Source organism: Bacillus sp. FSL R5-0443, assembly GCF_038608285.1.
Lineage (GTDB): Bacteria > Bacillota > Bacilli > Bacillales > Bacillaceae > Bacillus > Bacillus velezensis.
In genome coordinates, this window is sequence record NZ_CP152013.1 from 3,129,076 (window position 1) to 3,155,011 (window position 25,936).

Here is a 25,936-nt window from a genome sequence, read left to right on the forward strand (position 1 = left end):
AGCCTTTCTCTATTGGCGGAGCGGCCTGTCATAAACAATTTCATGAGAATAAAAAAGACAGCTATTGAGAGTCTCATATGCTAATCAATAGCCGTCCTATAAATTTTAGCGCTACAGCACAAACTTCGTCAAGCAAAACTAGCAAGAACACCTGTGAATTCTGAAGATTTATGCCGCGAACCGCTCTTTGCCGTGAAACATTTGACGGGTTTCATTTGTTTATTATGTTTTTATTTTCAACGGCGCACCGCCCGGCATAAGCCGAAACGGCGTCGTTCCGATCAGCTCGCCGTCAGCGTGAAACGGAATTTTCCCATCTGTTTCAAAAACGAATTCCTTCCCCTTTATCATCGTCACTCCGTCCATTTTGATATGCCGGCCGAAGCTCATCGCCCATAAAAAACGATACAGCGAGAAAAAGGACAGGTTTTCTGCGATGACAATATCAAAATGGTTTTGACGGGGATTTGCTGAAGGCGCCGCTTTCATGCCGCCTCCGTAATAAGGGTGATTAGCCGCAATGACAAACCAGACATTGCGGAATTCACGCCTCTGGCCGTCTGCCGTGCAAACAAATCTGAACGGCTGAAACCTCGAGGCCTTATGTAAATGCGCGAGCGGGTAAATCACAAAGCCGAGACGCAAAAACCGAAGAACGCGCGATAACGGAAAATTCGCGGCTGCCTTCAAAACTGAGGCATCGAAGCCGACAGACAGGTGGTTAATAAAATAAAGTGATTGCGCTTTGTCATGAAAAAAGTTGATGTTTCCCGCAAAAAATTTCCGTGTGAGCGGGCGGTGCAGACTTTTGATTTCTTGGAGAAGCGCCGACTTCTTAATACCGAGCCCTTTGGAAAAGTCATTGTACGAACCGGCAGGCACAAAGGTCAGCTCAATCTGATCCGTTCCTTTCAGTCCGTTAATGACTTCATGCATCGTCCCGTCACCGCCGATGACGAACAGCCGCTTAAGCTTATGATCCTGCATCATTGAAATCTGCCTCGCCAGCACCTCCGCATGTCCGGGATGCCCGGTCAAAAAAGAGCGGTGGCTGACCCCGCGCCTGGTCAGCTCTTTTTGAACTGATTTCCAGACACGCCGGCCCCGCCCGCCTCCTGAGACCGGATTAATAATAAAAAACCATTGACTCATCGTTTGTTTTCACCTGCTTCATAGATGAAGAGACAGCCGGCAAACGTCCGTTTTAATCTAGCCATTCCTGTCTCCGGCTTGAATCGCTCAAGCCGTAAGACAAAAGAGCCTTCGCCGCCTTCAGCTGGTGGTGCTTGATCGGCGCCGTATTTTTCTGCTGCTTTTCCAGCCACTCTGCGGCAGTCCGTTTATCAGCTATTTCCAGCCCGTACGGCGGCTCCGGATAATCAATATAAGACGTTCTGCTGAGCAAAAGCTTCCGCACGGGAATGTCGGCCTGCTTTTCTTTTACGATTTGCGAAACGACCGAGCCCGTCCGGTGCAGGCTGAGAGACGGATTCAATACTTGGCGCGTGCTGCCGGAGCCTCTTTCTTCCCAAAAACGGTGTTTTGATCCGATATATACGCTGTCCTCTTCCGCTTCCATAAAAACAGCGCAGAAAATCTCCAGCGGCGAGATGATGATCATGCTCAGTTCGACGGACGCCTGCTGAATTTGCAGAACCGGATGATACATCACAAAATAGGAATCGGGCAGCTTTTGAGCCAGCATTTTTAACATCCCGTCCCTTTTGACCGCCTGTGAAAGCTCAGACTTTTGAGAAAGCGTGGAGCTCGCCCATTTTAATTGAAAGTCATACAGCTGATCTTTGAAAAAAGACGCGAGCTCAGACTTTCGAGACGGGAGATTCCCGAACAGCGCCTCTTCTCCCTCCGGCTCATCAAACCATTGGTGCCTCTTTTCATTTATATCGGCCATATTTTCTTCTTTTCTCTTTTTTAAGGAAAATTTTTTCCTGGCCGGCGCTTGATCGGTTTCCCCGCCGGCAGCCGTTTTCGTTTCTAGTTCTTCCGTCTTCCGGTCAAACGCTTCAAGAAGCGTCTCCCAGCGTTCTTTCTTCAGCCGGATAAACTGGTTCATATAATGATATGGATCAAGTTCATATCTGGATATGCAGTCGTGAATTTTGATGATCTGTGCCATGTGATTTCTCCACTCCGAATATTTGTTTATGTCAATTGAAACTGTGCGATTTCTTCGTATTTAGGCGACCGGTCAAGATGGGTCTGAAACAAGGAAAACCGGCTGATGGCACTTTGCACCCTGCCGCTTTCAAACGGCACATCGTCAGGAAACGGCCGGTCTCCCGCCCACTTCCGCGCCATCGTCATATGAGGGTGATACGGGCGTTTTTCCACTTGAAAACCGGCTTTCAAAACAGCCTGCTTTGTTTTTTCCCGCAAATCAAAGAGCTGTTCATTCCGTTCGGGCTCAAGGTGAAGCACTCTCGGCTGTCTGCGGTCGCCGAAAATATCCAGATGCTGAAACTGTACGGTAAACGGCTGCGCTGCCGACGCAGCATCTGCGAGCAGAGACGATAATTTCGCAAGCCGTTCTTCATCCGCGGCTCCGAGAAAAATGAGTGTAATATGATAGTCATGCGGGTGCACCCATTTTTTGAATGATAACGCCGGCTCCTTTTTGGCTGCTTCCCAAATCGGTTCAGCAATGTCAGCCGGAATCGGAATGCCGATAAAATAATGCGGCAATGAAGCTTTCATACGAGGATCTCCCCCTCTTTGGTTATGGTGTTATTATAAAACGGATAAGCGGAGAGGAGAACCCTGTCCGCTCATTATGATAGGATATTATGTACCGAACGTTTTATACAGAAAGGAATGAGCCGGCCTTGAAAATCGTAAACAGCACGGCGGAGCTGATCGGCGGCACACCGATCGTAAAGCTCAATCGTCTTCAGCCAGAACATGCAGCACAGGTCTATTTAAAATTAGAATCGTTTAACCCGAGCGGCAGTGTCAAAGACAGAGCGGCTTACAATATGATCATTGAAGCGGAAAACAGCGGGCATTTAAAACCCGGCTCTGTCATCATCGAACCGACAAGCGGCAACACAGGCATCGGCCTGGCGATGAACGCGGCGGCGCGCGGCTACAAGGCAATCCTCGTCATGCCTGACACGATGACGAAAGAACGCATCAACCTCCTGAAAGCGTACGGCGCGGAGGTTGTGTTAACACCGGGGGCGGAAAGAATGCCCGGCAGCATCAAAAAAGCGAAAGAACTCGCCGAACAGATTCCGGGAAGTTTTATCCCGATGCAATTCGATAACGGCGCAAATCCAGATGCCCACCGAAAAACGACCGCCATTGAAATCTATCAGGCCGTTCAGCAGCTCAACAGACCGCTCGGTGCTTTTGTGGCAACGGCGGGAACGGGCGGAACCATTACCGGAACCGGAGAAACGCTGAAGGAGCTTTTCCCGGATATGATTGTTCATGTCGCCGAGCCTGCGGGATCTCCCGTCCTGTCTGGCGGAAAACCCGGCGCTCATAAGCTTGTCGGGACAAGCCCCGGATTTATTCCCGGCATACTGAATCAGGACGTTTACGATGAAATCATGAAAATATCTGATGAAGATGCGTATACGACAACACGCCGTCTGGCCCGGGAAGAAGGTATACTCGTCGGCCCGTCTTCAGGCGCCGCCTGCTTCGCCGCCATTGAAACCGCAAAACGCCTCCCTTCCGAACAGATCGTCATCTGTATGACGGCCGATACGGGAGAACGTTATTTATCAACGGATTTATGGTCATTTGAATGATAAAAAGGGATGCCGCTTTCGGCGTCCCTTTTTATTATCACTTGGCAAGCTCATAAATGGCTTCGGCGTATAAAGCGGTTGACCGGAGAAGGTCATCGATTTCAATGTACTCATCCTTTTGATGCGCGCTGTCAGGCCGGCCGGGGAACAGCGGCCCGAATGCGACGCCCGCCGAAAGGGATCTCGCATACGTTCCTCCGCCGATTGAAATCAGATCCGCTTTCTTTCCCGTCTGTCCTTCGTAAACCTTTTGAAGCGTCTTTACGAGCGGATGATCGGCAGAAACGTGGTGCGGTTTGCTGTCTTTAAATTCTTCAAGCCGGAATTCTTCAGCAGACATAAAAGCATCACGGATGACATTGCTGTCTGAAGTGACGGGATAACGGATGTTGATGCCGAGTTCTCCTTCCTCACCCTTTCTGTATGTAAAGGTGCCGACATTCAATGTAAGCTCTCCGCTGATGTCATCCCTGCAATCAATTTTCAGCTTTTTGCCTCGTGTATCATTTAAAAAATAGTCACTGACGGTTTTGACAAAGTGCTTTCCGGCTCCATCCAGCTCCGTTCCGTTAAGGCATTCAGCAAGCTTTAAGCCGGCATTGACACCATTATCCGGTTCCATCGCGTGGCATGATTTTCCGTATACCCGAAGCGTCAGTTTTCCATTTTCCGAAATTGCTTCACCTTGTGTTTTTGACTGCTCAAGCCATTTGCTGAAATATGCGTGCACGGCATCAAGACCGTCCCCTTCAATAACCGCTTCAGCCGCATCCGGCACCATGTTCAAGCGCAGTCCTGAACGGAATGACAGAAGCCCGTTTTTTTCGTCTTTGTCAGAAGCGCTTTTTGCAATGCGCAGTGACGCATCTATAATTCCTTTTTCCGCGTTAATGATCGGAAAATCTGCGTCAGGAGCAAAGCCGATGTCAGGCATTTTTTCGTGTTTGAAGTAATGATCCACGCATCTCCAATCACTTTCTTCATCCGTTCCGATGATGATTCTCACGCGTTTGGATAAAGGGAGCTGCATGTCTTTGACGATTTTCAGCGCATAAAACGCCGCCATTGTCGGCCCTTTATCATCAATGGCGCCTCTGGCATATATCCGGCCGTCCCTGATATCGGCTGAAAACGGATCGCTCGTCCAGCCGTCTCCGGGCGGAACGACATCGACGTGGCACAGAACGCCGACGATTTCGTCACCCGTTCCCCATTCAATATGGCCCGCATAGCCATCAAGATTCTTTACGGTGAAGCCTTCTTTTTCACCGAATTCCAGCAGTGACGTCAGGCTGGCATTGACGCCTTCTCCAAACGGCCGGCCGGGACCGGCTGTTGATTCGTCCATTACGCTGTTGATCTGCAAAAACTTCTGCGTGTCACGGATCAGATCTTCTTTGTTTCTGATGACTTCAACTTCCCAGTTCATCACAAATCCCCTTTCTTGATAAAGACTTGCAAAATGTCGATAAAACGAATAATATAGATGATGTTTTGAAAAAATGTTCGTCATTGGAGGTACTTATGTTTCATCTCGACAAGCATCAAACGACAATAAAAAGAGAAATTACCGCGGGATTGACCACCTTTTTCACAATGGTGTATATCATTGTCGTCAATCCGGTGATCCTTTCCAATGCGGGAATTCCGTTTGACCAGGTGTTCACCGCGACGATTATCGCTTCCATTGTCGGAACTTTATGGATGGCTCTCGCTGCGAATTTTCCGATCGCCATTGCCCCCGGCATGGGCTTAAACGCGTATCTCGCCTTTCACGTTGTCGGCACAGGCAGCGGCATTACGTATCAGACGGCTTTCAGCGCCGTTTTTATCGCGGGAGTCATCTTTATTATTTTATCGTTAACGCCTTTAAGAAAACAACTTATAGAAGCGATTCCGGACAATTTAAAATACGGAATTACGACCGGCATCGGCTTATTTATCGCTTTTATCGGCTTACGCCAATCCGGAATCATCACGGCTGATAAATCTAATCTGGTCGCACTCGGCGATCTTCATTCGCCCGCCGTCATTTTAACGCTTATCGGGCTTATCATCAGTATTGTACTGATGGTGCTGAATGTTAACGGGGCTCTGTTCATCGGAATGGCGCTGACCGCTATCATTGCCTTTTTGACCGGTCAGATTCATTTCGCGAAAGGATTCATGTCCTTCCCGCACCTGCCGGAGGGGCTTTTAATCACAAATCCGTTCGGAGCCCTCGGGGATGTCGTGCATCACGGTCTGTACGCTGTTGTGTTTTCTTTTCTTCTCGTTACGATTTTTGACACGACCGGCACCATGATCGGTGTCGCCGAACAAGCGGGACTGATCAAAAACAATCAGCTGCCGAATGCCAGAAGAGCGCTTTTGGCTGATTCGACCGCTACAACGGTGGGAAGCATCTTCGGCACCAGCCCGACGACCGCGTTCGTTGAATCTTCAGCAGGTGTGGCGGCCGGCGGAAGAACGGGTCTGACGGCGCTGACGATTGCCGTTATGTTTGCCGTTTCCATGTTTTTCAGCCCGCTTGTCAGCGTCTTATCGGAAGTGTCCGCGATTACGTCACCGGCTCTGATTATTGTCGGCAGCCTGATGATGGGTGCGGTATCGAATATCCGCTGGAATGAGCTTGATGAAGCGTTCCCGGCCTTTCTCGTCATTTTGGCGATGCCTCTAACGTCCAGTATTTCAACCGGAATCGCACTCGGCTTCATTTCATATCCGCTTGTTAAAGCAGCTAAGAAAAAATGGCGCGAAATCCATCCTTTAGTCATCATCTTCGCCGTGCTGTTTTTTATTCAGCTTTTTATTTTGAACGGACATTAAGAAAAATCCCTTTCCTTTTTCGGAAAGGGATTTTCACATATAAAGAACGGAAAGAATCGCGGCAATGAGACACCAGGCGGAACAGATGATTTGAATGACGGTTAATGCGCTGTTTCGCGCCCTGAAATAGTCATCACTGTCTCTCTTGATACCGCTTAAAACCGGTTTATCCGTGATCCGGTCAAATAAAAGTGACGCGGCATAGCGGCTGACGATCGCAAACAAAATGAGGACTGCCGGCTTCACTAAGAGCGGAAGAACGAGAATAAGAGCCGTAAAAGCCGCGGTTAAAAGGTAAAGCTGCCGGAGATACCCGCCGTTTCGAATCAGCACTTTAAAGAACAATTCTTTCCACGCCGTATACGCCGACCGTTTTGTAAAGATGTGCTTTGAGCCGGGATATAAAAACGGCTTGCTCCGCCCTTTATGTTTACCATTCGGGAGCTGCACATCATGGCTGAGCATCAAAACAGAGGCCGCGAATGAAAGCTTGCGCCTGTTCTCCTCAAGCACTTCTTCCTCAAAGGCCGATAATGTCTCCGTCCCTTTCCAAGTCAAAAAAGCGGAACAGATGAACAATATACATCCCGCCGGCCAAAGCCAATACCATTCGGCGGCAAAGACGATCATAAAAAACGCACCCGCCATCAGAACCATCACTTTCAGCCAGCCCGCCGCCTGATTCCCGAATGTCCGCCTGCTGTTTTTTCTGTGCCGGTGCACCGCTAATATTGCGGTATGGAAGCCGAACAGACAGCAAAACATACCCGAATATGCCGGTAAGGTACAGTCACCGTATTGGTGCCATAAGGGAAATAACAATACGGCAAGCGCACCCCATTTGATAAGGGAAAGGAACATCGAATACAAAAGCGCGTACCGTTTCAGCTTTTGCATCAGATGTTTTGCATGCACCAAAAATACGTGATCCGCTTCCAGCAAAAAGGTATGAATAAAACCCGTGCACAACAGCAAGGCACTGAATACATACAGCCAGCCCCATCCTAATACTCCTGCCGCTCCATTAAGAAGCCCCCTGCCGTTCAGCCATTCAGCATATTGATAAACGGCAAATGCGGCAGCGGGAAGAACGATATACAGCGCGACCGTCCAATCAATGACCGTCTGAAACACCTTCCATTGATACCGCCAATAATGAAACAGCCTTTGAAAAAACAAAGCCCGCCCGGTCATCGCTGACTGCTCCGAACCGCTGAATAAAAGCAATCCAGCAGTGAACGGCTCCCCGTTTTTTCCTGAAGCTCCTCTAACGTGCCTTGAAGAAGCAGAGCGCCCTGATCCAGCAAATAAAACCGGTCGCAGATTTTTTCCGCCGTATCCAGAACATGAGTGCACATCAAAATCCCCGCGCCCCTTTCTTTCTCAGCAATCAGCATGTCGGTAAACAGCTTCGTTGAGATCGGATCAAGTCCGATAAAAGGCTCATCAATGATGTAAATATCCGGCTTCGCCAAAAATGCCTGTATGAGCATCAATTTTTGCTGCATCCCTTTTGAAAAACCGGAAGGCAAATCATGTTTTACAGACGTCAGCGAAAACTCTTCAAGCAGCCGCCCTGCCCGCTCACGGCACTCTTCCCCTTCCATGCCCCGCAATGACCCGGTCAGCTCGAGATGCTCCCAAAGCGTCAGTTCATCATAAAAACTCGGACGCTCCGGTATGTAAGCATAAGATGAATCATTCCACTCAATACCGCCTTCTATATCCCGGGAAAGCCCGAGAACCGCCTTTATCACTGTACTTTTCCCCGCGCCGTTCGCTCCGATTAAACCGGCAATTTCACCCGCATTGACTGACAGAGATACATCAGAAATCACCTTCGGCCTGTCAGCATAACCGGCGCAGACAATGTTTGCATTCAATAATTCTCCCAAACTTCTCACTCCCCCGTTTTCATACGGACATGTATAAAAAAAGTTTCAGTTTCCATAATAATAAAAGCGGACCGGGCATAGTAATGCACCAAGGCGGCACCCATTTGGAAAAAATTATCTGCGCTTATTCCTAGATTCATGTTGTCCATATCGTGTATAATGGAGGCAGTTAAAAGAGAAAAAACAGAATGTCATCCTTTGTTGCTTATTCGTACGAAGTTTTAGAGTCGAAAGTTGTGGTATATCAAGTCCATCCGATCTTATGATAGGGAGTGGTTTTTTGAAACCTTCAACAAATCGTATGCTGACTCGGATTAAATCAGTTTACATGTTCATCCAGGAAAAAGGCCTTGTGACAACACAGGAACTGGTTGATGAATTCGGCATTACACCTAGAACCATTCAGCGAGACTTAAATGTGTTAGCATACAATGATCTTGTTCATAGTCCTAGCCGAGGCAAGTGGGAGACAACACGAAAAAAAGTGAAAATTACATCTTAAGCGAACAATTACATAAGGCCATTTTCGGCCTGACATGCTGCAAGGCAAAGCAGCGTCTTTGCCTTGTTTTTTGTTCCTCTATATAAAAAGCCCAAAACAAATCTGTTTTGGGCTTTTCTGATATCGATTACACTTCAGCGCCTCTCAGCGTTTCGAGCTCTTCTTCAGTCAGCTCGCGGAATTCTCCCGGTTTAAGATCCGGGTCAAGAGAAACAGCCCCCATCGAAAGCCGCTTCAAATAAGCCACTTCATTTCCGACAGCCTTTGCCATCAGCTTCACCTGATGATATTTGCCTTCTGTAATGGTCAAATGAATCACCGTTTCATCCGGGCTTTCTGTAATGATTTCAACGGCTGCTGGCTTCGTTTTATAGCCTCCTTCAATGACGACGCCTCTTTCCAGATGAACGATGTCTTCCGGTGACAGAGGCGAGGTTAACCGGACTTCATATGTTTTAGGCACATGCTTTTTCGGAGAAAGCAGGCGATGAGCGAGCTGCCCGTCATTAGTCAGAAGCAAAAAGCCTTCCGTATCCTTATCAAGACGTCCTGCCGGAAACGGTTCAAATCGCTGTTCTTCAGGTGTCAGCAGATCAACCACCGTCTGCTGGCGGCTGTCTTCGGTAGCGGACAGCACTCCTTGCGGCTTATTCATCATGACATAAATAAATTCACGATAGTCTGCCGGCTCTCCGTATACCGTGATGTCCTGTTTTTCCGGATCGACATGGGTTTTCACATCTTTCGCCGGCTCTCCGTCAATCATGACAGCCCCAGCCTTGACGATTTTTTTCACATCTTTTCTTGAGCCGAATCCGCTGTTGGCAAGCAGCTTATCAAGTCTCATCCTGATCCTCTCCTTTAAAAAGAAAAGCCCGCGATAAGCGGACTATTCATTATTTCTCAATGGGCGGAATGCCTGCCTCTCCTCAAAACACGGGGCAGACGATTTCCAAACATTTTCTGTAAAAATCCGATTCGGTACGCGGCAAACATGTACACCGCACCGCCGACAGCGGCGCAGACAAAGACGACAATCGCCGCATGCACCTGGCCGCTTTGGTATGTTACAAAGAAACTGAGCAGCCATTGAGTCAGCTTGACCGCGACTCCCATCACGACGGACAGGACTGCGATTAAAATGACCCGTTTTATAAGTACCGTATACGAATAGCCCGCATGGCGCTTAATCATGATAAAACCGTACAGAAGAGAAGCGATATAACCGAGCGCCGTTGCCAAGATGGCCCCGTCTCCCTGAAACAGCTTGATCAGCGGCACGTTCAGCACCACTTTTATAATGACGCCGATGAAAAGGCTCACGACAGCAAATTTCTGCTTATTAATCCCTTGCAGGATCGCGGCGTTTACGGTAAACAGAGAAAACAGAATCGCGACAGGCGCGTACCAGAACAATATATCCTGTCCGATATCCGGGCGAAGACTTTCAGAGCCGTAGAAGAACGTATAGGCCGGACCCGATAACACGGACATCCCGACAACGGCGGGAATAACCAAAAACAGAATAATTTGCATCGTCTGGTTAATCTGCTGGTTCAAAAGCTTATAATTCCTGCTCGTAAACGATTCAGTAATCGTCGGAATCAGCGTCAGACCGAAAGCGGTCGCCAGAGAAACCGGGATCATAACAAGCTTCGGCACATAAAGGGTGACAATTGCAAGCATGTCCTGGCTGATATCCTTATGGCCCGCCGCAATCATCGCTTTATTAAACGTATTCGTATCGATATACGAATACAAAGGAATCGCCAGTCCGACAAATACGTAAGGAGCGGCATAACTGAAAAGCTCAATGAACATTTTTTTATAACTTAAGTTCGCAGACGGGACGAGATTCGGCTTCATCGCCAGAAGATCGCCCTTCCGCTTATTCCAGTAAATATAAAGGACGACAAGCCCTCCGAATGATCCGATCAGCGCCGCGAAAGTCGCGTATCCGACTGCGATGACAAGGCCGCCGTTGATCACTCTTAAAATCAAATACGTTGCGCCCAATAAAAAGATGATCCGGGCAAGCTGCTCCACAACCTGTGAAACGGCTGTCGGCCCCATCATCTGATGACCTTGGAAAAAACCGCGCACAAGACTCATAATCGGCACGACCAAAAGTGCCAGACTGACCATCCGGATGACATAAACGACGTGGTCAATCGTAAGTCCGTTGTTACTCGTGCCGCCGAGAGATGTTTCCGCAAAAAACGGCGCCGAAATATAAAGAATTGAAAAAGCGATCATCCCGGTTACGAGCATAACCGACATTCCCGCTCTCAGCATCCGCCTGCTCGTCTCATAGTCTCCTTTGGAGTTATATTTCGAGACAAATTTTGAAACCGCGGCGGGAAATCCCATCGTGGCAATGTTTAAAAACAGTGTATATTGATTATATCCGTATTGAAACAAAGCTCCGCCCGTCGCTCCGACCATCGCTCCGAACGGGATCAGATAAATCATCCCTAAAATCCGCGATATATAGGTGCCGAGCGTCAGCACGAACGTGCCCCTTAACAATTTGCTTGACATGTTTCCTCATCACCATTTTCTACGAAGATTCAACTTTTCTATTTTAACACAACTGGGCAATTAGACGGTAATAATTACAGCGGGAAACTTTTTGGGAAAACTCTTTAAAAAACAAAATACGTTTAAGGATTCCCTTTCTTTCGCTATAATAGCAGAAAGCGGACATTTCCGCCTATTATACGTGAAAAAGAAAGTTGTTGATGAAAGATGAAACATTATGACGTGATTGTGATCGGCGGCGGCCCGTCCGGTTTAATGGCTGCGATTGCGGCAGGCGAAGAAGGCGCGGACGTATTATTAATCGATAAAGGAAACAAGCTGGGACGGAAGCTGGCGATTTCCGGCGGCGGGCGCTGCAACGTGACCAACCGCCTCCCCGTTGAAGAAATCATCAAACACATCCCCGGCAACGGCCGCTTTTTATACAGCGCGTTTTCCGAATTTAATAATGAAGATATCATCGCCTTTTTTGAAAAACTCGGCATTCAGCTGAAAGAAGAAGACCACGGACGCATGTTCCCGGTGACGGACAAAGCGCAAAGCGTTGTCGATGCGCTTTTGAACCGATTAAAACAACTGAATGTCACCATCCGCACAAATGAAAAAATCAAAGAAGTGCGGTACGAGAACGGCAGGACAGCGGGCATTACGACAAACAATGACGAACACATTAACGCAGACGCCGTCATTATCGCGGTCGGCGGAAAATCAGTCCCGCATACCGGCAGCACCGGAGACGGCTATGCATGGGCGGAAGCGGCCGGTCATACCGTGACCGAACTCTTTCCGACGGAAGTTCCGGTTACGTCGTCAGAACCGTTTATTAAACAAAAAATACTTCAGGGGCTGTCTCTTAGAAACGCGGCCGTCAGCGTCCTGAATAAAAAAGGCAAACCAATCGTCACACACGTGATGGACATGCTGTTTACCCATTTCGGCTTGTCAGGCCCCGCCATTCTCCGCTGCAGCCAGTTTGTCGTCAAAGAACTGAAAAAGCAGCCAGAGGTCAAACTCCGCATCGATCTGTTTCCCGGCATCAACGAGGAAGAGTTATTTCAAAAGATGCACAAGGAACTGAAAGACGCACCGAAAAAAGCGCTCAAAAACGCGCTGAAGCCGTGGATGCAGGAACGGTACCTGCTTTTTCTTCTGGAACGGAACGGTCTTGATCCGCAGACAAGCTTTACGGAACTGCCGAAGGATCAATTCAGGGCTTTTGTCAAAGACTGCAAACAATTTACGGTTGCCGCTGACGGAACGCTTTCTTTGGACAAAGCGTTTGTCACAGGCGGAGGTGTTTCCGTAAAAGAGATTGAGCCGAAACAAATGGCGTCTAAAAAAATGGAAGGCTTATATTTTTGCGGAGAAATACTCGATATTCACGGCTATACCGGGGGCTACAATATCACTTCAGCCTTTGTCACGGGGCGTCTCGCCGGTTTGAATGCAGGACGTTTCTCACGCTCGCTCTAAATGGTTTAAAGCGCACTTACCTGAGCGTCCCCGTTGATAATTGACCAAAAACATGATAGAGTTTTCTGCGTTTTGTTTCACCTGATTGAGGGAATAGGAAGAAAGGATTGATCTGCAATCGTACGACCATACTAAAACAAAATGGCGTATTGAAAAAAATAGTCAGAGGGTGAGAACGTTTGAAGAAGAACATCTCCAGTGTTTTTTGGATTGTGATTGTCATCACAGCCGCTGCGGTTTTATGGGGGGCCATTTCTCCTGACAGCCTGCAGCAAGTCACTGATACGGCACAAAAATTTATTACGGATTCTTTCGGCTGGTATTATCTGCTGGTCGTTTCTATATTTGTCGGTTTCTGTCTCTTTCTCATTGTGAGTCCGATCGGCACAATAAAACTCGGAAAACCCGGGGAAAAACCGGAATTCGGCTTATTATCATGGTTTGCCATGCTTTTCAGCGCGGGCATGGGAATCGGTTTGGTATTTTACGGGGCTGCGGAACCGATCAGCCATTACGCCATCAGCTCTCCCTCAGGTGAAACAGAAACGCCCCAAGCATTTCGTGATGCGCTCCGGTACACATTTTTCCACTGGGGGCTGCACGCTTGGGCCATCTATGCGGTCGTCGCTTTATGTATCGCATATTTTCAATTCAGAAAAGACGCGCCCGGTTTGATCAGCAGCACACTGACACCGCTTTTGGGCGATAAAGTAAACGGGCCGATCGGCAAAGCGATTGACTGTATCGCCGTGTTTGCGACCGTTGTCGGTGTGGCGACAAGCTTAGGGCTCGGAGCGACTCAGATCAACGGCGGTCTGCATTATTTATTCGGCATTCCGAAAACATTTTCCATTCAGCTGATCCTGATCGCTGTCGTGACCGTGTTATTTTTGATTTCTGCGTGGAGCGGAATCGGCAAAGGGATTAAATACTTAAGCAATACCAACATGGCGCTCGCGGCTATTTTAATGATCTTTATGCTCATTGCAGGCCCGACGGTGCTGATTATGAACTCATTTACCGATTCTATCGGCCAATACATACAAAATATCGTGCAGATGAGCTTTCGCTTGTCTCCGAATGATCCCCAAAAGCGCGAATGGATTAACAGCTGGACCATTTTCTATTGGGCCTGGTGGATATCCTGGTCGCCGTTTGTCGGCATTTTTATCGCCCGTGTATCAAGGGGCCGGACGATCCGGGAATTTTTAATCGGGGTATTGGTGACACCTTGTATATTGGCTTTCTTATGGTTTGCGATCTTCGGTGTATCTGCGATGGATCTTCAGCAGAAAGGCGTATTCAATGTCGCGGGAATGTCAACGGATACGATGCTGTTCGGCGCACTCAGCCACTATCCGCTGACAATGGTGACATCCGTATTAACGCTTGTTCTGATCGCTGTATTCTTTATTACATCAGCGGATTCAGCGACATTTGTGCTTGGAATGCAAACGTCTTACGGCTCTTTAGACCCGTCAAACCGGGTGAAAATCATCTGGGGCATCATCCAGTCCGCCGTGGCAGCGGTATTATTATATTCCGGCGGTCTGGCCGCACTGCAAAACACGGCCATTCTCGCCGCGGTTCCGTTTTCAGTCGTGATCCTTCTGATGATCGTGTCTCTGTACAAGTCATTAGCGAGCGAGAGAAAAGGAATCAAACAAGCGGAGAAATACCAAAAACCAAGAAGTCCCCGCGTCAAAAAAGCATAATGAACAACGAAGCCCGGCATTTCGTCCGGGCTTCTTTATTTTCGGTATAAAATGAGAGCGGAAAAACAATAAAGCTGCTCACCTTCAGGATCACAGGCCGCCGCTACCGTATATTTAATATCAACGAGCTGTTCATCAGAAATCCCCTTTAAAAATGTATTGACTTCAGTCTGCAGATCCTTTTCATGCTCCTCATCAAAAACAGCTATCTTCAGCACATCACCCTCTCCTTTCTCTATCAATTTATTCCGGTTCAATTGAAATATGATAGAGAAAACAGATTTTCTTTTTTACTGATTTTTACTAAAAGTATCCAAAAATAGTTGTTGAAAACGCTTACTCTCGTATGATAATATCATTTTAACAATAACCAGGTCATTTATGTTTAGTAAATATTTAGTAAAAAGGAGATGCGAAATGGTCCGTCTCAAAGATATTGCCTTACAGGCATCTGTATCCAGCGCGACAGTATCGAGAATTTTGAATAAGGATGACTCTTTGGCTGTGACTGATGAAACAAGAGAAAAAGTTCTGAGGATCGCCGATGAGCTGGGCTATCAGCCGTCGGCAAAAAGACGGAAGAACCGCAGCCGCAGCGATTCAGCGCCCCTGATCGGCGTTGTCAGCTGCCTGTCACCGGAAGAAGAACGGCAGGATCCTTATTTTTCGGCGATCCGAAAAGGCATTGAGGAAGAATGCTTTCGGCAAAAAATTTTTATCACATCTTCTATCCATCTCGGTTCTTTTCAAGAGCATATGTTTCACGAACTGGACGGCGTCATCGTCATCGGCAGCCTGCAAGACGAGGCGCTTACGAATATCAGCGCCGCTTTCAGGCACGCGGTATTTGTTAACGGCACCCCCGATCCCGCCCGCTACGATTCCGTCAGCGTGGATTTTTATGCCGCAGCGCAAAAGGCGATAGAACATCTTCTGTCGCTCGGTTACCAGCGGCTCGGTTATATCGGCGGCCGGGAGCGGGAGCATACCGTCATAGACGGTGTAAACAGCAATAAAACGATTGAGGATAAGCGTCTGACCGCTTTCTTACAAATGGCCGGCGCCGAGCCGGAGCATGTACTGATCGGCGAATACAGCATGCACGAAGGGTTCCGGCTGATGAATGAAGCCATCAAAGGCCGAAGTCTCCCCGATGCCTTTTTTATCGCAAGTGATTCGATGGCTGTCGGCGCTTTAAAAGCCTTGCAGGAAGCCGGTCTTCAAGTCCCGCGCGATACGGCGGTTGTCAGCTTTAACGGAATTGATGAGGCAGAATACGCCAGCACGCCGTTATCAACGGTAAAAGTATACACGGAAGAGATGGGTCGGACGGGTGTCAAATTGCTTCTCGACCGTTTAAACGGCAGAACCGTCCCGCTGGCCGTGACGCTCCCCACTTCATTGATTGTCAGACAAAGCTGCGGCTCACAAGAAAGGAGGTGACGTGTCCCGCAGCGTTTATATCATATTTAAAGGAGGAAAAGATGAAACGCTTACTGGCTTTGTTTCTTTCTTTTACCTGCATGATACTTCCCGGCTGCTCAGCAGAACAGAGCGGCGCCGGAGAAAAGCAGAAAACATTGACAGTCTATTCCACCATATCCTCAGACAGCGAACGCGCCGTATTCAGAAAGTTGGCTGATTCATTCCAAAAAGAACATCCGGACATTCAAGTAAACGTTCATTTCCCAGGCAATGACTACGAAAATATGATGAGGGTCCGAATGGCAGCCGGTGACATGCCCGACCTTTTCGACACACACGGCTGGGCCAAAATCCGCTACGGAGAATATACCGCCGACCTCAGCGGCATGTCTTGGACGAAGCGGCTCGATCCGAATTTAAACAGCATGCTTAAAGACGCCAAAGGCAGAATATACGCCTTCCCTCTGAATCAGGCAAAGGACGGACTGGCCTACAACCGCACGTTGTTGGAAAAATACAGAATCAAACCGCCGGAAACAATGGATGATTTTATGAAGGCATTGAGACAGATTAAAGAAAAAAGCGGCGGAACAGTCACCCCCTTCTGGTTTGCCGGCTATGAGAAAAGCTCATTTGCCCAATATTACGATCAATTCGCCGCACCGCTTCTCATCACAGATCCCGCACACCGTTACAAAAAACAACTGTTAAACGGAACCTTCCGCTGGACACACTTCACCTATTTATCTGACAAACTGAAAGAGATGCAAAAGGAAAACCTGCTCAATATAGATGCCGTGACGGCAAAACGGTCCCAGCTCATTGAACTGATGGCGCAAAACAAAATCGCCTTTACGCTGCAGGGCGGCACCCTCGGCCAAGACGTCGCTCAAATCAATCCGAAGGTAAAAGTCGGCATCATACCGACCCCGGCCGTCCACAAGGGAGACGCGCCGGTTTGGATCGGAGGCGAACGTTACACGCTGGCGGCATTCAAGGATTCCCCGCGGCTTGAAGAAGCGAAACAGTTTATCGCATTTATGGCCCGACCCGAGCATGCAAAATCAATTGCCGAAGCGACCTCGCTTCCGGCCGGATTAGTGAATGTGCAAACGGACATTTTCTACGCAAATGACTATAAGCGCTATCAGCATATTAAGGTGCAGCCTTATTTTGACCGCCTTTATTTGCCGAACGGAATGTGGGATGTGATGGGAACAGCCGGGCAGGAGCTGATGGCCGATATCTTAACCCCCGCTGAAATTTCAGCGAAACTCGGCAGGGAATATAAGCGGCTTCGGCTTCAATCTGATTCACGGGGAGCTGAAAAAGAATGAGTGATCTTGCAAAAGAAACCCAAGGATTTCAACATCAAAAGCCGGTAAAATCCGCGTCACTGTGGTGGATGTACGTTCCCGCTCTTGCCACGGTTTTTATTTTCATGATTTTTCCGTTTGTCAAAGGCGCTTTTATCACATTTACAAACTGGAACGGCTTCTCACAGACGTATCAATGGGTGGGGGTTACTCAATATAAAAGGCTTTTTACAGATCCGGACACGTGGCTTGTTGTGAAAAACACTTTGCTTTACGGCATCGGAAGCACTTTTTTTCAGAATATGCTCGGACTTTTATATGCGCTGCTTTTGAATCAGAGCTTAAAAATGAAGGCGCTCACAAGAACGATCGTCTACTTGCCCGTCATTATCAGTCCGCTGATTATGGGATACATTTGGTATTTTATTTTCTCATATGACGGGGGTGCGCTGAATGATGTGCTTGGCGCACTGGGAATCGGTCCTGTCAACGCCTTGGCAAGCCCTGCGGCAAACCCGTGGATTATCGTCATGATTAACACGTATCAATACGCAGGCATTGCGATGATTGTATATTTGGCGGGGCTGCAAAGCATTCCGAAAGATTATTACGAAGCCGCAAAAATGGATGGCGCGGGAGGTCTTCAGCCGTTTTTCACCATCACCCTGCCTTTATTGATGCCGGCTGTCACCATCAACATGGTCATCAATATCATCGGCGGGCTGAAGCTGTTTGATGTCATTTTCGCGCTGACCGCAGGCGGGCCGGGCAATTCCTCTCAATCGATGTCAACGTTTATGTATGATTTATATTTTAAACGGCAGGATGCGGGATATGCAGCCGCCCAAGGCGTGTTTATGTCCGTCATTATTCTTGTCATCAGCTTTTCGGCTCTCGTGTATTTCAAGCGAAAGGAGACGGAAATGTCATGAAAACAGCCCGAATGCGGATTTTTACGCTGTTGGCAGCCGTTATCTCGTGCGTTCATATTGTCCCCTTTTATATTTTGGTGACCACGTCATTAAAAGCAAAAGGTGACTACAGTTCAAAATGGTCGCTGCCATCCGCCTTTTCATTTCAGAATTTTCGTGAAGCATGGGAACGTGCCTCTCTCGGGCAATCCTTTCTGAACACGATCATCATTACAGCCGTTTCCGCCGCTTTATTAATTTTCATGGGTTCGCTTGCCGCATACCCGCTCGCAAGAAGAAATACAAAGCTGAACAAAATCGTCTTCGGCCTTTTGATTTCAATCATGATCATCCCGCCTTTGACTTCCATGGTTCCTTTATACAAGATGGTCGCTGATGCGGGGCTGATCAATACGCATGCCGCAGCCATTCTCATTAATACGGCTGCATATATGCCGCTGACCGTTTTCTTATATTCAGGGTTTATCCGCTCTTCCATTCCGAAAGAGCTTGAGGAAGCCGCCAGGATGGACGGCGCGGGATTGATCAGGACTTTTTATACAATCGTGTTTCCTTTGTTGAAACCGATTACCGCAACGGTCTGCATTATTTCCTGTGTGTTTATCTGGAACGATTACCAATTTGCGATTTTCTTTTTACAAGATCAAAAGGTGCAGACATTGACCGTGGCCATGGCGGGATTTTTCGGCGAAAACGCGAACAATCTTCACTTAGTCGCCGCAGCCGCGATCATGGCGATGCTGCCGATGGTCGTATTGTTTTTGGCGCTTCAAAAATATTTTATCTCAGGGCTGTCCTCCGGGGCGGTCAAAGGCTGAGAAGAAAGGGAGGAATTTCTGTTGAAGAAAATTACATTTATCGGAGCGGGAAGCACGATTTTCGCAAAAAATGTATTGGGGGACTGCTTACTGACTGAAGCATTAAACGGATTTGAATTCGCACTTTATGATATTGACGCTGTACGGCTGAAAGAATCCCAGCTCATGCTGGAAAACATGAGAGACCGCTACAATACGAGTATATCCATCATCTCCTACGATGACCGAAAACAGGCGCTGAAACACGCCGGCTACGTGATAAACGCCATTCAGGTCGGCGGTTATAAACCCGCGACGGTCATTGACTTTGACATCCCGAAGCGGTACGGTCTCCGCCAGACGATTGCCGATACCGTCGGAATAGGCGGCATTTTCCGTTCCCTTCGCACCATCCCCGTTTTATTTGACATCGCAAAAGATATGGAAGAGGTCTGCCCGGATGCGTGGCTGTTAAACTATACAAATCCGATGGCCTCTCTGACCGGAGCGATGCTCAGACATACAAATGTCAAAACGGTCGGCCTGTGCCACAGCGTCCAGGTATGTACCAAAGATCTGTTTGACTCACTCGGCATGGATCACGAAGGGACGGAAGAACGCATTGCCGGCATTAACCATATGGCTTGGCTTTTGGAGATTAAAAAAGACGGAATTGATTTATATCCGGAAATTAAAAGACGGGCACGCGAAAAACAAAAGACGAAACATAAGGACATGGTGCGGTTTGAGCTGATGGATAAATTCGGCTGCTACGTAACGGAATCATCTGAGCATAATGCCGAATATCACCCGTATTTTATAAAAAGCCGGTATCCTGAGCTGATAGATGAACTCCAAATTCCGCTTGATGAATATCCGAGGAGATGCGCGGAACAAATCAACAATTGGGAAACGATGAGAGACGGCATCATCAACAACCAAAACCTGACGCATGAACGCTCAAAAGAATACGGTTCGAGAATTATTGAAGCGATGGAGACGGGCAAACCGTTCACATTCGGCGGCAATGTGCTGAATACCGGGCTGATACCGAATCTGCCGGCGAAAGCGGTCGTTGAAGTGCCTTGCACAGCCGTCAAAAACCACATTATGCCGTGCTATTCCGGCGAACTTCCGGAGCAGCTCGCGGCGCTCAACAGAACAAACATTAACACACAGCTTTTAACCATCGAAGCGGCCGTTACATTAAAAAAGGAAGCCGTATATCAGGCGGCCATGCTTGACCCGCATACGAGCGCCGAGCTCTCCATGAATGACATCATATCTTTGTGCGATGACTTATTTGAAGCGCACAAAGACCGGCTTCCGGCTTATCACTGATCATTCGCGTTCCGGTCCTGGGCGGGCCGGACGCTTTTATATGTTCAGTACCAGTTTGACCGTCTGTAAAGTGTGTCCTTTAAAATCTTCTTCAAATTCACATACCCATTGAAACCCTTTCGCTTGATAAAAGGATAAGGCAATGCGGTTCTCTTTTTCTGCATGGACATAAAGCTTTTTTACCCCGCCGGACTGCCTGATGCATTCTTTAAGGAGTGCCGTGCCTATCCCGTTTCCCTGGCAATCCGGGTCAATATAGATGGCGGTCAGCTCCGCATTTCCGTCTTTTTGAACCGGGGTGGCATTTGCAAAACCGAGCACTCGCCCCTCTTCTTCTGCCACAAAGAACAGAGAATGCAAGAGCCGGCGTTCCATCATCTCATCCTGATAGGCGGATTCGAGAAACTGATCCTGAATGTGTCTGGGAATAATCCCTTCATACGTATGATGCCAGCTTCGTTCTGCGACTTGCCGGACCTGTTTGATATCGTTTGTTTTCATCGCGCGGATCATCGGTTTCACCTGATTCGCCTCCCGTTTTTTTATAAAAAAAGAAGAAAAAGACGCACGTCCCTTTTCTTCTTTCACTTCAAAGCGTTATTTCTTCGGCTTTGTTTCACCTTCCCACTCCAGCATGCCGCCTTCAACATTAACCGTACGGAAGCCCTGCTCATGTAAATACATACAAACGTTCATGCTTCTTTTTCCGGAACGGCAGATAAATACATATTCCTTGTCCTTGTCTAACGCATCCATCTTCTCAGGGATGTCCCCCATGCGGATGTGAACGGCCTCCGGAATCATTCCTTCGGCAACTTCTTCGTCTTCTCTGACATCAATCAGATACAGCTCTTCTCCCGCTTTTAATTTTTCTTCCAGTGCGGCTGTGCTGATTTCATTTATTTTCAATGTGTGACACTCCCATTCATCTTTATGGTGTTAAGTATACCAAAGCCCGCGGTGCAATTTCTATGATAGAGGCCTGATAAAAAAGCCCCTCTCTGTAGGAGAGGGGCTTCGCCCGGTCAGTTTGCCACGATATTGACAAGCTTGCCCGGTACGGCAATGATTTTTCGGATCGTTTTTCCTTCAAGCTGCTCTTTTACCTTTTCGTCAGCTTGTGCGAGCTGTTCTAACGCTGCTTTATCAGCATCAGCCGGAACCATTAATTTCGCTTTTACTTTTCCGTTCAGCTGGACGACGATTTCCACTTCATCATCCACCAGTTTTGATTCGTCATATGCAGGCCAAGCCTCGTATGCAATCGAACCTTCGTGGCCAAGTTTTTCCCACAGTTCTTCAGCCAAATGCGGCGCAATAGGAGAAAGCAGCTTCACAAAACCTTCAATATATTCTTTCGGCAGTTCATTCGCTTTGTAAGCTTCATTAATGAAGACCATCAGCTGAGAAATGCCCGTGTTAAAACGAAGGGCTTCGAAGTTTTCTGTCACTTTCATGACCGTTTCATGATAGACGCGCTCAAGAGTTTCGCCTGCGCCTTCTGTCACTTTGCCCGTCAGCTCGCCGTTTTCCTCGATAAACAAACGCCATACGCGGTCAAGGAAGCGGCGCGCTCCGTCAAGGCCTGATTCAGACCAGGCGATAGATGCATCAAGCGGCCCCATAAACATTTCGTACAGGCGGAGCGTATCTGCTCCGTGAGACGCCACAATTTCATCCGGATTGACGACGTTTCCGCGGGATTTACTCATTTTTTCATTATTTTCCCCGAGAATCATTCCTTGGTTATACAGCTTTTGGAACGGTTCTTTCGTCGGCACGACACCGATATCATAGAGGAATTTATGCCAGAAACGCGCGTACAGAAGGTGAAGCACGGCATGCTCCGCTCCTCCGATGTAAATATCAACGGGCAGCCATTTATCCAGTTTCTCAGGTGAAGCGAGCTGATCCGGATTTTTCGGGTCGATAAAGCGGAGGAAATACCAGCAGCTTCCCGCCCATTGCGGCATCGTGTTCGTTTCTCTTCTGCCTTTTTTGCCCGTTTCAGGATCAGTGACTTCCACCCACTCTTTAATGTTGGCAAGCGGTGATTCACCTGTTCCGCTCGGTTTGATTTCATCGGTTTTCGGCAGAATCAGCGGCAGCTCTTCCGCCGGAACGGCTGTTGACGTGCCGTCTTCCCAATGAATAACCGGAATCGGCTCGCCCCAATAGCGCTGGCGGCTGAACAGCCAATCACGCAGACGATATGTCACTTTTTTCTCACCGTTTTTCGTTTCTTCAAGCCAGGCGATCATTTTTTCAATCGCTTCCGCTTTATTCAGTCCGTTCAGAAAGCCGGAATTGACATGCTCTCCGTCTCCCGTGTACGCTTCTTCTTCCGTGTTTCCGCCTTTTACGACTTCTTTGACAGGCAGGCTGAACACTTTTGCGAATTCAAAATCACGTTCATCATGCGCCGGCACGGCCATTACAGCGCCTGTTCCGTAAGAGGCGAGGACATAATCCGCTATCCAGATCGGCAGCTTTTCCCCATTTGCAGGGTTTACGGCATATGCGCCCGTGAAGACGCCCGTTTTTGTTTTCGCAAGATCCGTCCGTTCCAGGTCACTTTTCGCCTGAACTTCTTTAACATAAGCGTCTACCGCTTCTTTTTGTTCAGGCGTCGTGATGGCCTCCACAAGCTCATGCTCAGGAGCCAGTACGGCATAAGCCGCGCCGAACAGCGTGTCCGGTCTTGTCGTAAACACGGTAAACGTGTCATCAGTGCCGTCGATCGCGAAATGCACGTTTGCGCCTTCTGAGCGTCCGATCCAGTTGCGCTGCATGTCTTTAATGCTTTCCGGCCAGTCAAGGTCTTCTAAATCTTCAAGAAGCCTGTCCGCATAAGCGGTGATTTTCAGCATCCATTGTCTCATCGGGCGGCGTTCAACCGGATGGCCGCCCCGCTCGCTTTTGCCGTCAATGACTTCTTCGTTCGCAAGCACCGTTCCGAGCGCCGGGCACCAGTTGACCGGCACTTCGTCTACGTAAGCGAGCCCTTTTTCGTACAGCTTGGTGAAGATCCACTGCGTCCACTTGTAATAGTCCGGATCAGTCGTATTGATTTCACGATCCCAATCATATGAAAATCCGAGCGATTGAATCTGGCGGCGGAAATTATCTATATTTTGTTTTGTGAACTCAGCCGGATCATTCCCCGTGTCAAGCGCGTATTGCTCGGCAGGAAGCCCGAACGCGTCCCATCCCATCGGATGAAGCACATTGTATCCTTGCATGCGTCTCATGCGCGAAAGGATATCGGTTGCCGTATAGCCTTCCGGATGTCCGACATGAAGGCCGGCTCCTGAAGGATACGGGAACATGTCAAGCGCGTAAAACTTCGGCTTGTCATTCTCTTCACTGACGGCGAACGTTTTATGATCCAACCAGTAATTCTGCCATTTCTTTTCTATTTTTTCATGCTGAAAACTCAACGTAAAAACCTCCTTCTGATTGAATACGGCGTATGTAGTCCAAGTATTGACGGGATGAGAAAGATTATATTCAGATTATTCTAAAACTAAAAAAACTCCCTCATCCCAAAAAGGGACGAGAGATTTTTATTTCCCGCGGTACCACCCTCGTTAGCGCGGTTTTGAGCCGCACTCACTTGATACTTTTAACGCAGTTATGCGTCAGCGGTTTTGCCGCTGCAACTCTGAGGCGAGTTCGGAAACAGACTTGATTGACTTGCACCGGCCGTCAACTCTCTGATTGCAAAATCTGCTTCTTACTGCTCCTCTTCACTGTTCTTATCGCTACCGTAATCTTACCTGTATTTTATAGAATTCTGTTCATAAGTGCAAGCAGGTTTGTATACAATGGGAATGTACCCGGAACGGGTCATGAGCGGGGATATTATTTTGATGGAGGATTTTTTTGCTGGTGTGGTTTTGCTTCGGCCGAATCACTGTTTTGTTCTCTGACAAAATCAAAGCTCCTGAGAACAGCTTCTCCGCCGTAGCCTGCGATTATGGATAAGATGACGAGTTGAATTCCTGAATCGGGGTCAGCGGATAAGACAAGTAAGATGGAAGCAGCCATTCCGATAAAACCATCTTCCAAAAAACCGAGATAGATAAACCGCTTTGTCATTCTGGGTTTCTCCAGCCTGCCTCTCTTTTTCACATGACCGAGAACCCCCATGATTCCTCCAATTACACAAGCAATTATTACCTGATGCAGCATCTTCATCACCTTCCTAAAGCCCTTATTTAGTAAAGCGACTTCAGGCCATCCAGCCCCCTTACGAATACGATGATTTTCGATATCTACATACCGGCGATTGAGCAGGAAAGTAAAAAGCTTGTTTCTTCCATTATATGTGAACACATGATCGGTAAGCTTGATGCATTAGATTCATTTTTCACCCAGTGACAATGACCTAGTCACTTACTTAGCGATGATGTGCCTTCCCTTTATATATTCAGTGTATATGAGGACAAGCCCGAATGACAAATTGCAAACTTCGGCTGCTTGAATCAGAACATATGTTATGCTACGGTTACTGTAGATTCATTTAAAAAGGGGAGAAACACGGCTGAAAAAGCGCGCAGCTTTACGGCCAAAAGGGGGTTTTACATGGCTGACTCAAATGTATCCGGAAAACTGGAGCAGCTGGAGCTTATCAAAAAGGCGCTTGATCACGCACGCATCGGCGTGGTGATTACAGACCCCTCTCTTGAGGACAATCCCATCATATATACAAATCAGGGATTTATGGATATGACAGGCTACTCTTCCGAAGAAATATTAGGTAAGAACTGCAGATTTCTGCAAAGCAAAGAAACCGACCGTCAACAAGTCGCGAAAATCAGAAAGAGCTTAACCCAGAAAGAAAAGATCACGGTGCGGCTGAAAAACGTCAAAAAAGACGGCACCCCGTTTTGGAATGAACTCAACATTGATCCTCTTTATGTTGAAGACAAGCTCTATTTTGTCGGTTTTCAAAAAGACATTACAGAGCAGAAAGAATACGAAAAGCTCCTTGAGGATTCCCTCACAGAAATCACGACGCTGTCAACACCGATTGTTCCGATCCGAAACGGCATCTCCGCTTTGCCGTTAGTGGGAAACTTAACGGAAGAACGATTTGATTCAATTGTGACAACTTTGACAGACATATTAACCGCATCTAAAGATGATTACTTAATTATAGACTTATCAGGTCTGGCCGAGGTAAACGAACAGACCGCAGACCGGATTTTCAAATTGCACCACCTGCTTAAATTAATCGGCACAGAATTGATTATCACCGGTATCAAGCCTACCCTCGCCATGAGAATGAATCAGCTTGATGCCAGCTTTTCTTCATTAAAGACATATTTAAACGTTAAGGACGCCGTCAACGTGCTTCCGGTCGTATAAACAAAAAAATCCCGCCGAAAC

24 protein-coding genes and 1 other annotated feature are annotated in these 25,936 nt (G+C 47.9%); of the genes, 11 read left to right on the plus strand and 13 right to left on the minus strand.

Going from position 1 to position 25,936, the window contains the following annotated elements; all coding sequences use genetic code 11:
- Window positions 1-222: 222 nt before the first annotated feature.
- The 3 genes from NYE28_RS15675 to thpR are packed head-to-tail and all read right to left on the minus strand — an operon-like array spanning window position 223 to window position 2,715.
- The gene (locus NYE28_RS15675; protein WP_099320062.1) at window positions 223-1,152 is read right to left on the minus strand and encodes a YegS/Rv2252/BmrU family lipid kinase; all 930 of its coding nucleotides are present in this window, start codon (window positions 1,150-1,152) and stop codon (window positions 223-225) included.
- Between the two features lie 52 nt (window positions 1,153-1,204).
- Window positions 1,205-2,137, minus strand: a complete 933-nt coding sequence (locus NYE28_RS15680) for a hypothetical protein (protein WP_094031892.1) — start codon at window positions 2,135-2,137, stop codon at window positions 1,205-1,207.
- A gap of 26 nt (window positions 2,138-2,163) precedes the next feature.
- A complete protein-coding gene (thpR, locus tag NYE28_RS15685; protein ID WP_342490165.1) occupies window positions 2,164-2,715 on the minus strand; it encodes an RNA 2',3'-cyclic phosphodiesterase in 552 nt (183 codons plus the stop codon).
- A gap of 89 nt (window positions 2,716-2,804) precedes the next feature.
- On the opposite strand from thpR, the gene cysK reads away from it, so the two are divergent.
- Window positions 2,805-3,776, plus strand: a complete 972-nt coding sequence (cysK, locus tag NYE28_RS15690; protein WP_020954278.1) for a cysteine synthase A — start codon at window positions 2,805-2,807, stop codon at window positions 3,774-3,776.
- Window positions 3,777-3,813: 37 nt separating this feature from the next.
- Here the strand turns inward: cysK and pepV are convergent, their stop codons facing one another.
- Entirely contained in the window at window positions 3,814-5,205 is a 1,392-nt protein-coding gene (pepV, locus tag NYE28_RS15695; RefSeq protein ID WP_038459543.1) for a dipeptidase PepV, read from the minus strand.
- 95 nt (window positions 5,206-5,300) lie between these two features.
- Between pepV and NYE28_RS15700 the strand changes: the two genes are divergently transcribed.
- Window positions 5,301-6,605 (plus strand): NCS2 family permease, encoded by a 1,305-nt coding sequence (locus NYE28_RS15700; protein WP_014418668.1) that lies wholly within the window; start codon window positions 5,301-5,303, stop codon window positions 6,603-6,605.
- Window positions 6,606-6,638: 33 nt separating this feature from the next.
- Here the strand turns inward: NYE28_RS15700 and NYE28_RS15705 are convergent, their stop codons facing one another.
- On the minus strand, window positions 6,639-7,799 hold the full coding sequence (locus NYE28_RS15705) for an ABC transporter permease (RefSeq protein ID WP_038459546.1): 1,161 nt from the start codon (window positions 7,797-7,799) through the stop codon (window positions 6,639-6,641).
- Window positions 7,796-8,500 carry an ABC transporter ATP-binding protein gene (locus tag NYE28_RS15710; RefSeq protein ID WP_007408794.1) on the minus strand — a complete coding sequence of 235 codons (705 nt, stop codon included), beginning with the start codon at window positions 8,498-8,500 and terminating at the stop codon, window positions 7,796-7,798. Before NYE28_RS15710 ends, NYE28_RS15705 begins: the two co-directional genes overlap by 4 nt.
- A gap of 280 nt (window positions 8,501-8,780) precedes the next feature.
- Here NYE28_RS15710 and NYE28_RS15715 point away from each other — a divergent pair, with 280 nt between their 5' ends.
- A complete protein-coding gene (locus NYE28_RS15715; protein WP_003152337.1) occupies window positions 8,781-9,002 on the plus strand; it encodes a DeoR family transcriptional regulator in 222 nt (73 codons plus the stop codon).
- A 127-nt stretch (window positions 9,003-9,129) separates the two neighbouring features.
- Here NYE28_RS15715 and NYE28_RS15720 read toward each other — a convergent pair whose 3' ends face one another.
- Together NYE28_RS15720 and NYE28_RS15725 are read right to left on the minus strand one after the other, a co-directional pair.
- A complete protein-coding gene (locus tag NYE28_RS15720; protein ID WP_007408795.1) occupies window positions 9,130-9,849 on the minus strand; it encodes a pseudouridine synthase in 720 nt (239 codons plus the stop codon).
- 56 nt (window positions 9,850-9,905) lie between these two features.
- Window positions 9,906-11,543: a polysaccharide biosynthesis protein gene (locus NYE28_RS15725; protein WP_003152313.1), complete on the minus strand. Its 1,638-nt coding sequence runs from the start codon at window positions 11,541-11,543 to the stop codon at window positions 9,906-9,908.
- Between the two features lie 207 nt (window positions 11,544-11,750).
- Here NYE28_RS15725 and NYE28_RS15730 point away from each other — a divergent pair, with 207 nt between their 5' ends.
- Together NYE28_RS15730 and NYE28_RS15735 are read left to right on the plus strand one after the other, a co-directional pair.
- A complete protein-coding gene (locus tag NYE28_RS15730; protein WP_098081672.1) occupies window positions 11,751-13,016 on the plus strand; it encodes an NAD(P)/FAD-dependent oxidoreductase in 1,266 nt (421 codons plus the stop codon).
- A 179-nt stretch (window positions 13,017-13,195) separates the two neighbouring features.
- Window positions 13,196-14,731: a BCCT family transporter gene (locus tag NYE28_RS15735; RefSeq protein ID WP_007613202.1), complete on the plus strand. Its 1,536-nt coding sequence runs from the start codon at window positions 13,196-13,198 to the stop codon at window positions 14,729-14,731.
- A 35-nt stretch (window positions 14,732-14,766) separates the two neighbouring features.
- Here NYE28_RS15735 and NYE28_RS15740 read toward each other — a convergent pair whose 3' ends face one another.
- Window positions 14,767-14,949 (minus strand): sporulation protein Cse60, encoded by a 183-nt coding sequence (locus NYE28_RS15740; RefSeq protein ID WP_003152309.1) that lies wholly within the window; start codon window positions 14,947-14,949, stop codon window positions 14,767-14,769.
- Window positions 14,950-15,148: 199 nt separating this feature from the next.
- Here NYE28_RS15740 and NYE28_RS15745 point away from each other — a divergent pair, with 199 nt between their 5' ends.
- The 5 genes from NYE28_RS15745 to melA are packed head-to-tail and all read left to right on the plus strand — an operon-like array spanning window position 15,149 to window position 20,542.
- Entirely contained in the window at window positions 15,149-16,174 is a 1,026-nt protein-coding gene (locus tag NYE28_RS15745) for a LacI family DNA-binding transcriptional regulator (protein WP_342490166.1), read from the plus strand.
- Window positions 16,175-16,215: 41 nt separating this feature from the next.
- Window positions 16,216-17,493, plus strand: coding sequence for an ABC transporter substrate-binding protein (locus NYE28_RS15750; protein WP_132105526.1), 1,278 nt, complete (start codon window positions 16,216-16,218; stop codon window positions 17,491-17,493).
- The gene (locus NYE28_RS15755; RefSeq protein WP_032868340.1) at window positions 17,490-18,404 is read left to right on the plus strand and encodes a sugar ABC transporter permease; all 915 of its coding nucleotides are present in this window, start codon (window positions 17,490-17,492) and stop codon (window positions 18,402-18,404) included. The genes NYE28_RS15750 and NYE28_RS15755 overlap by 4 nt, the downstream gene beginning before the upstream one ends.
- Window positions 18,401-19,222: a carbohydrate ABC transporter permease gene (locus tag NYE28_RS15760; RefSeq protein WP_342490167.1), complete on the plus strand. Its 822-nt coding sequence runs from the start codon at window positions 18,401-18,403 to the stop codon at window positions 19,220-19,222. The genes NYE28_RS15755 and NYE28_RS15760 overlap by 4 nt, the downstream gene beginning before the upstream one ends.
- Window positions 19,223-19,243: 21 nt before the next feature.
- On the plus strand, window positions 19,244-20,542 hold the full coding sequence (melA, locus tag NYE28_RS15765) for an alpha-galactosidase MelA (protein WP_007408804.1): 1,299 nt from the start codon (window positions 19,244-19,246) through the stop codon (window positions 20,540-20,542).
- A 36-nt stretch (window positions 20,543-20,578) separates the two neighbouring features.
- Here the strand turns inward: melA and NYE28_RS15770 are convergent, their stop codons facing one another.
- The 4 genes from NYE28_RS15770 to NYE28_RS15785 all read right to left on the minus strand — a co-directional run bounded on the left by NYE28_RS15770 (window position 20,579) and on the right by NYE28_RS15785 (window position 24,742).
- The gene (locus tag NYE28_RS15770; protein ID WP_079891821.1) at window positions 20,579-21,055 is read right to left on the minus strand and encodes a GNAT family N-acetyltransferase; all 477 of its coding nucleotides are present in this window, start codon (window positions 21,053-21,055) and stop codon (window positions 20,579-20,581) included.
- An 84-nt stretch (window positions 21,056-21,139) separates the two neighbouring features.
- Complete coding sequence (locus tag NYE28_RS15775; RefSeq protein ID WP_003152299.1) at window positions 21,140-21,451, minus strand: rhodanese-like domain-containing protein; 312 nt, start codon at window positions 21,449-21,451, stop codon at window positions 21,140-21,142.
- A 116-nt stretch (window positions 21,452-21,567) separates the two neighbouring features.
- Window positions 21,568-23,982 carry a leucine--tRNA ligase gene (gene leuS / locus NYE28_RS15780; RefSeq protein ID WP_038459560.1) on the minus strand — a complete coding sequence of 805 codons (2,415 nt, stop codon included), beginning with the start codon at window positions 23,980-23,982 and terminating at the stop codon, window positions 21,568-21,570.
- Window positions 23,983-24,090: 108 nt separating this feature from the next.
- Window positions 24,091-24,304: a binding site (T-box leader), on the minus strand.
- A gap of 102 nt (window positions 24,305-24,406) precedes the next feature.
- Window positions 24,407-24,742, minus strand: a complete 336-nt coding sequence (locus NYE28_RS15785) for a DUF4257 domain-containing protein (protein WP_015418038.1) — start codon at window positions 24,740-24,742, stop codon at window positions 24,407-24,409.
- A gap of 387 nt (window positions 24,743-25,129) precedes the next feature.
- Between NYE28_RS15785 and NYE28_RS15790 the strand changes: the two genes are divergently transcribed.
- Window positions 25,130-25,915: an STAS domain-containing protein gene (locus tag NYE28_RS15790; RefSeq protein WP_025285140.1), complete on the plus strand. Its 786-nt coding sequence runs from the start codon at window positions 25,130-25,132 to the stop codon at window positions 25,913-25,915.
- The last annotated feature ends 21 nt before the right edge of the window (window positions 25,916-25,936 follow it).

What these genes read in the sequence shown, in the direction of transcription:
- NYE28_RS15680 (WP_094031892.1), bottom strand. Translation starts at nt 2,137, where the DNA reads ATGGCACAGATCATCAAAATTCACGACTGCATATCCAGATATGAACTT.
- NYE28_RS15755 (WP_032868340.1), top strand. Translation starts at nt 17,490, where the DNA reads ATGAGTGATCTTGCAAAAGAAACCCAAGGATTTCAACATCAAAAGCCG.
- cysK (WP_020954278.1), top strand. Translation starts at nt 2,805, where the DNA reads ATGTACCGAACGTTTTATACAGAAAGGAATGAGCCGGCCTTGAAAATC.
- NYE28_RS15790 (WP_025285140.1), top strand. Translation starts at nt 25,130, where the DNA reads ATGGCTGACTCAAATGTATCCGGAAAACTGGAGCAGCTGGAGCTTATC.
- NYE28_RS15720 (WP_007408795.1), bottom strand. Translation starts at nt 9,849, where the DNA reads ATGAGACTTGATAAGCTGCTTGCCAACAGCGGATTCGGCTCAAGAAAA.
- thpR (WP_342490165.1), bottom strand. Translation starts at nt 2,715, where the DNA reads ATGAAAGCTTCATTGCCGCATTATTTTATCGGCATTCCGATTCCGGCT.
- NYE28_RS15760 (WP_342490167.1), top strand. Translation starts at nt 18,401, where the DNA reads ATGAAAACAGCCCGAATGCGGATTTTTACGCTGTTGGCAGCCGTTATC.
- NYE28_RS15750 (WP_132105526.1), top strand. Translation starts at nt 16,216, where the DNA reads ATGAAACGCTTACTGGCTTTGTTTCTTTCTTTTACCTGCATGATACTT.
- NYE28_RS15785 (WP_015418038.1), bottom strand. Translation starts at nt 24,742, where the DNA reads ATGAAGATGCTGCATCAGGTAATAATTGCTTGTGTAATTGGAGGAATC.
- NYE28_RS15725 (WP_003152313.1), bottom strand. Translation starts at nt 11,543, where the DNA reads ATGTCAAGCAAATTGTTAAGGGGCACGTTCGTGCTGACGCTCGGCACC.
- pepV (WP_038459543.1), bottom strand. Translation starts at nt 5,205, where the DNA reads ATGAACTGGGAAGTTGAAGTCATCAGAAACAAAGAAGATCTGATCCGT.
- NYE28_RS15705 (WP_038459546.1), bottom strand. Translation starts at nt 7,799, where the DNA reads ATGACCGGGCGGGCTTTGTTTTTTCAAAGGCTGTTTCATTATTGGCGG.
- NYE28_RS15770 (WP_079891821.1), bottom strand. Translation starts at nt 21,055, where the DNA reads ATGATCCGCGCGATGAAAACAAACGATATCAAACAGGTCCGGCAAGTC.
- NYE28_RS15745 (WP_342490166.1), top strand. Translation starts at nt 15,149, where the DNA reads ATGGTCCGTCTCAAAGATATTGCCTTACAGGCATCTGTATCCAGCGCG.
- NYE28_RS15675 (WP_099320062.1), bottom strand. Translation starts at nt 1,152, where the DNA reads ATGAGTCAATGGTTTTTTATTATTAATCCGGTCTCAGGAGGCGGGCGG.
- NYE28_RS15730 (WP_098081672.1), top strand. Translation starts at nt 11,751, where the DNA reads ATGAAACATTATGACGTGATTGTGATCGGCGGCGGCCCGTCCGGTTTA.
- NYE28_RS15700 (WP_014418668.1), top strand. Translation starts at nt 5,301, where the DNA reads ATGTTTCATCTCGACAAGCATCAAACGACAATAAAAAGAGAAATTACC.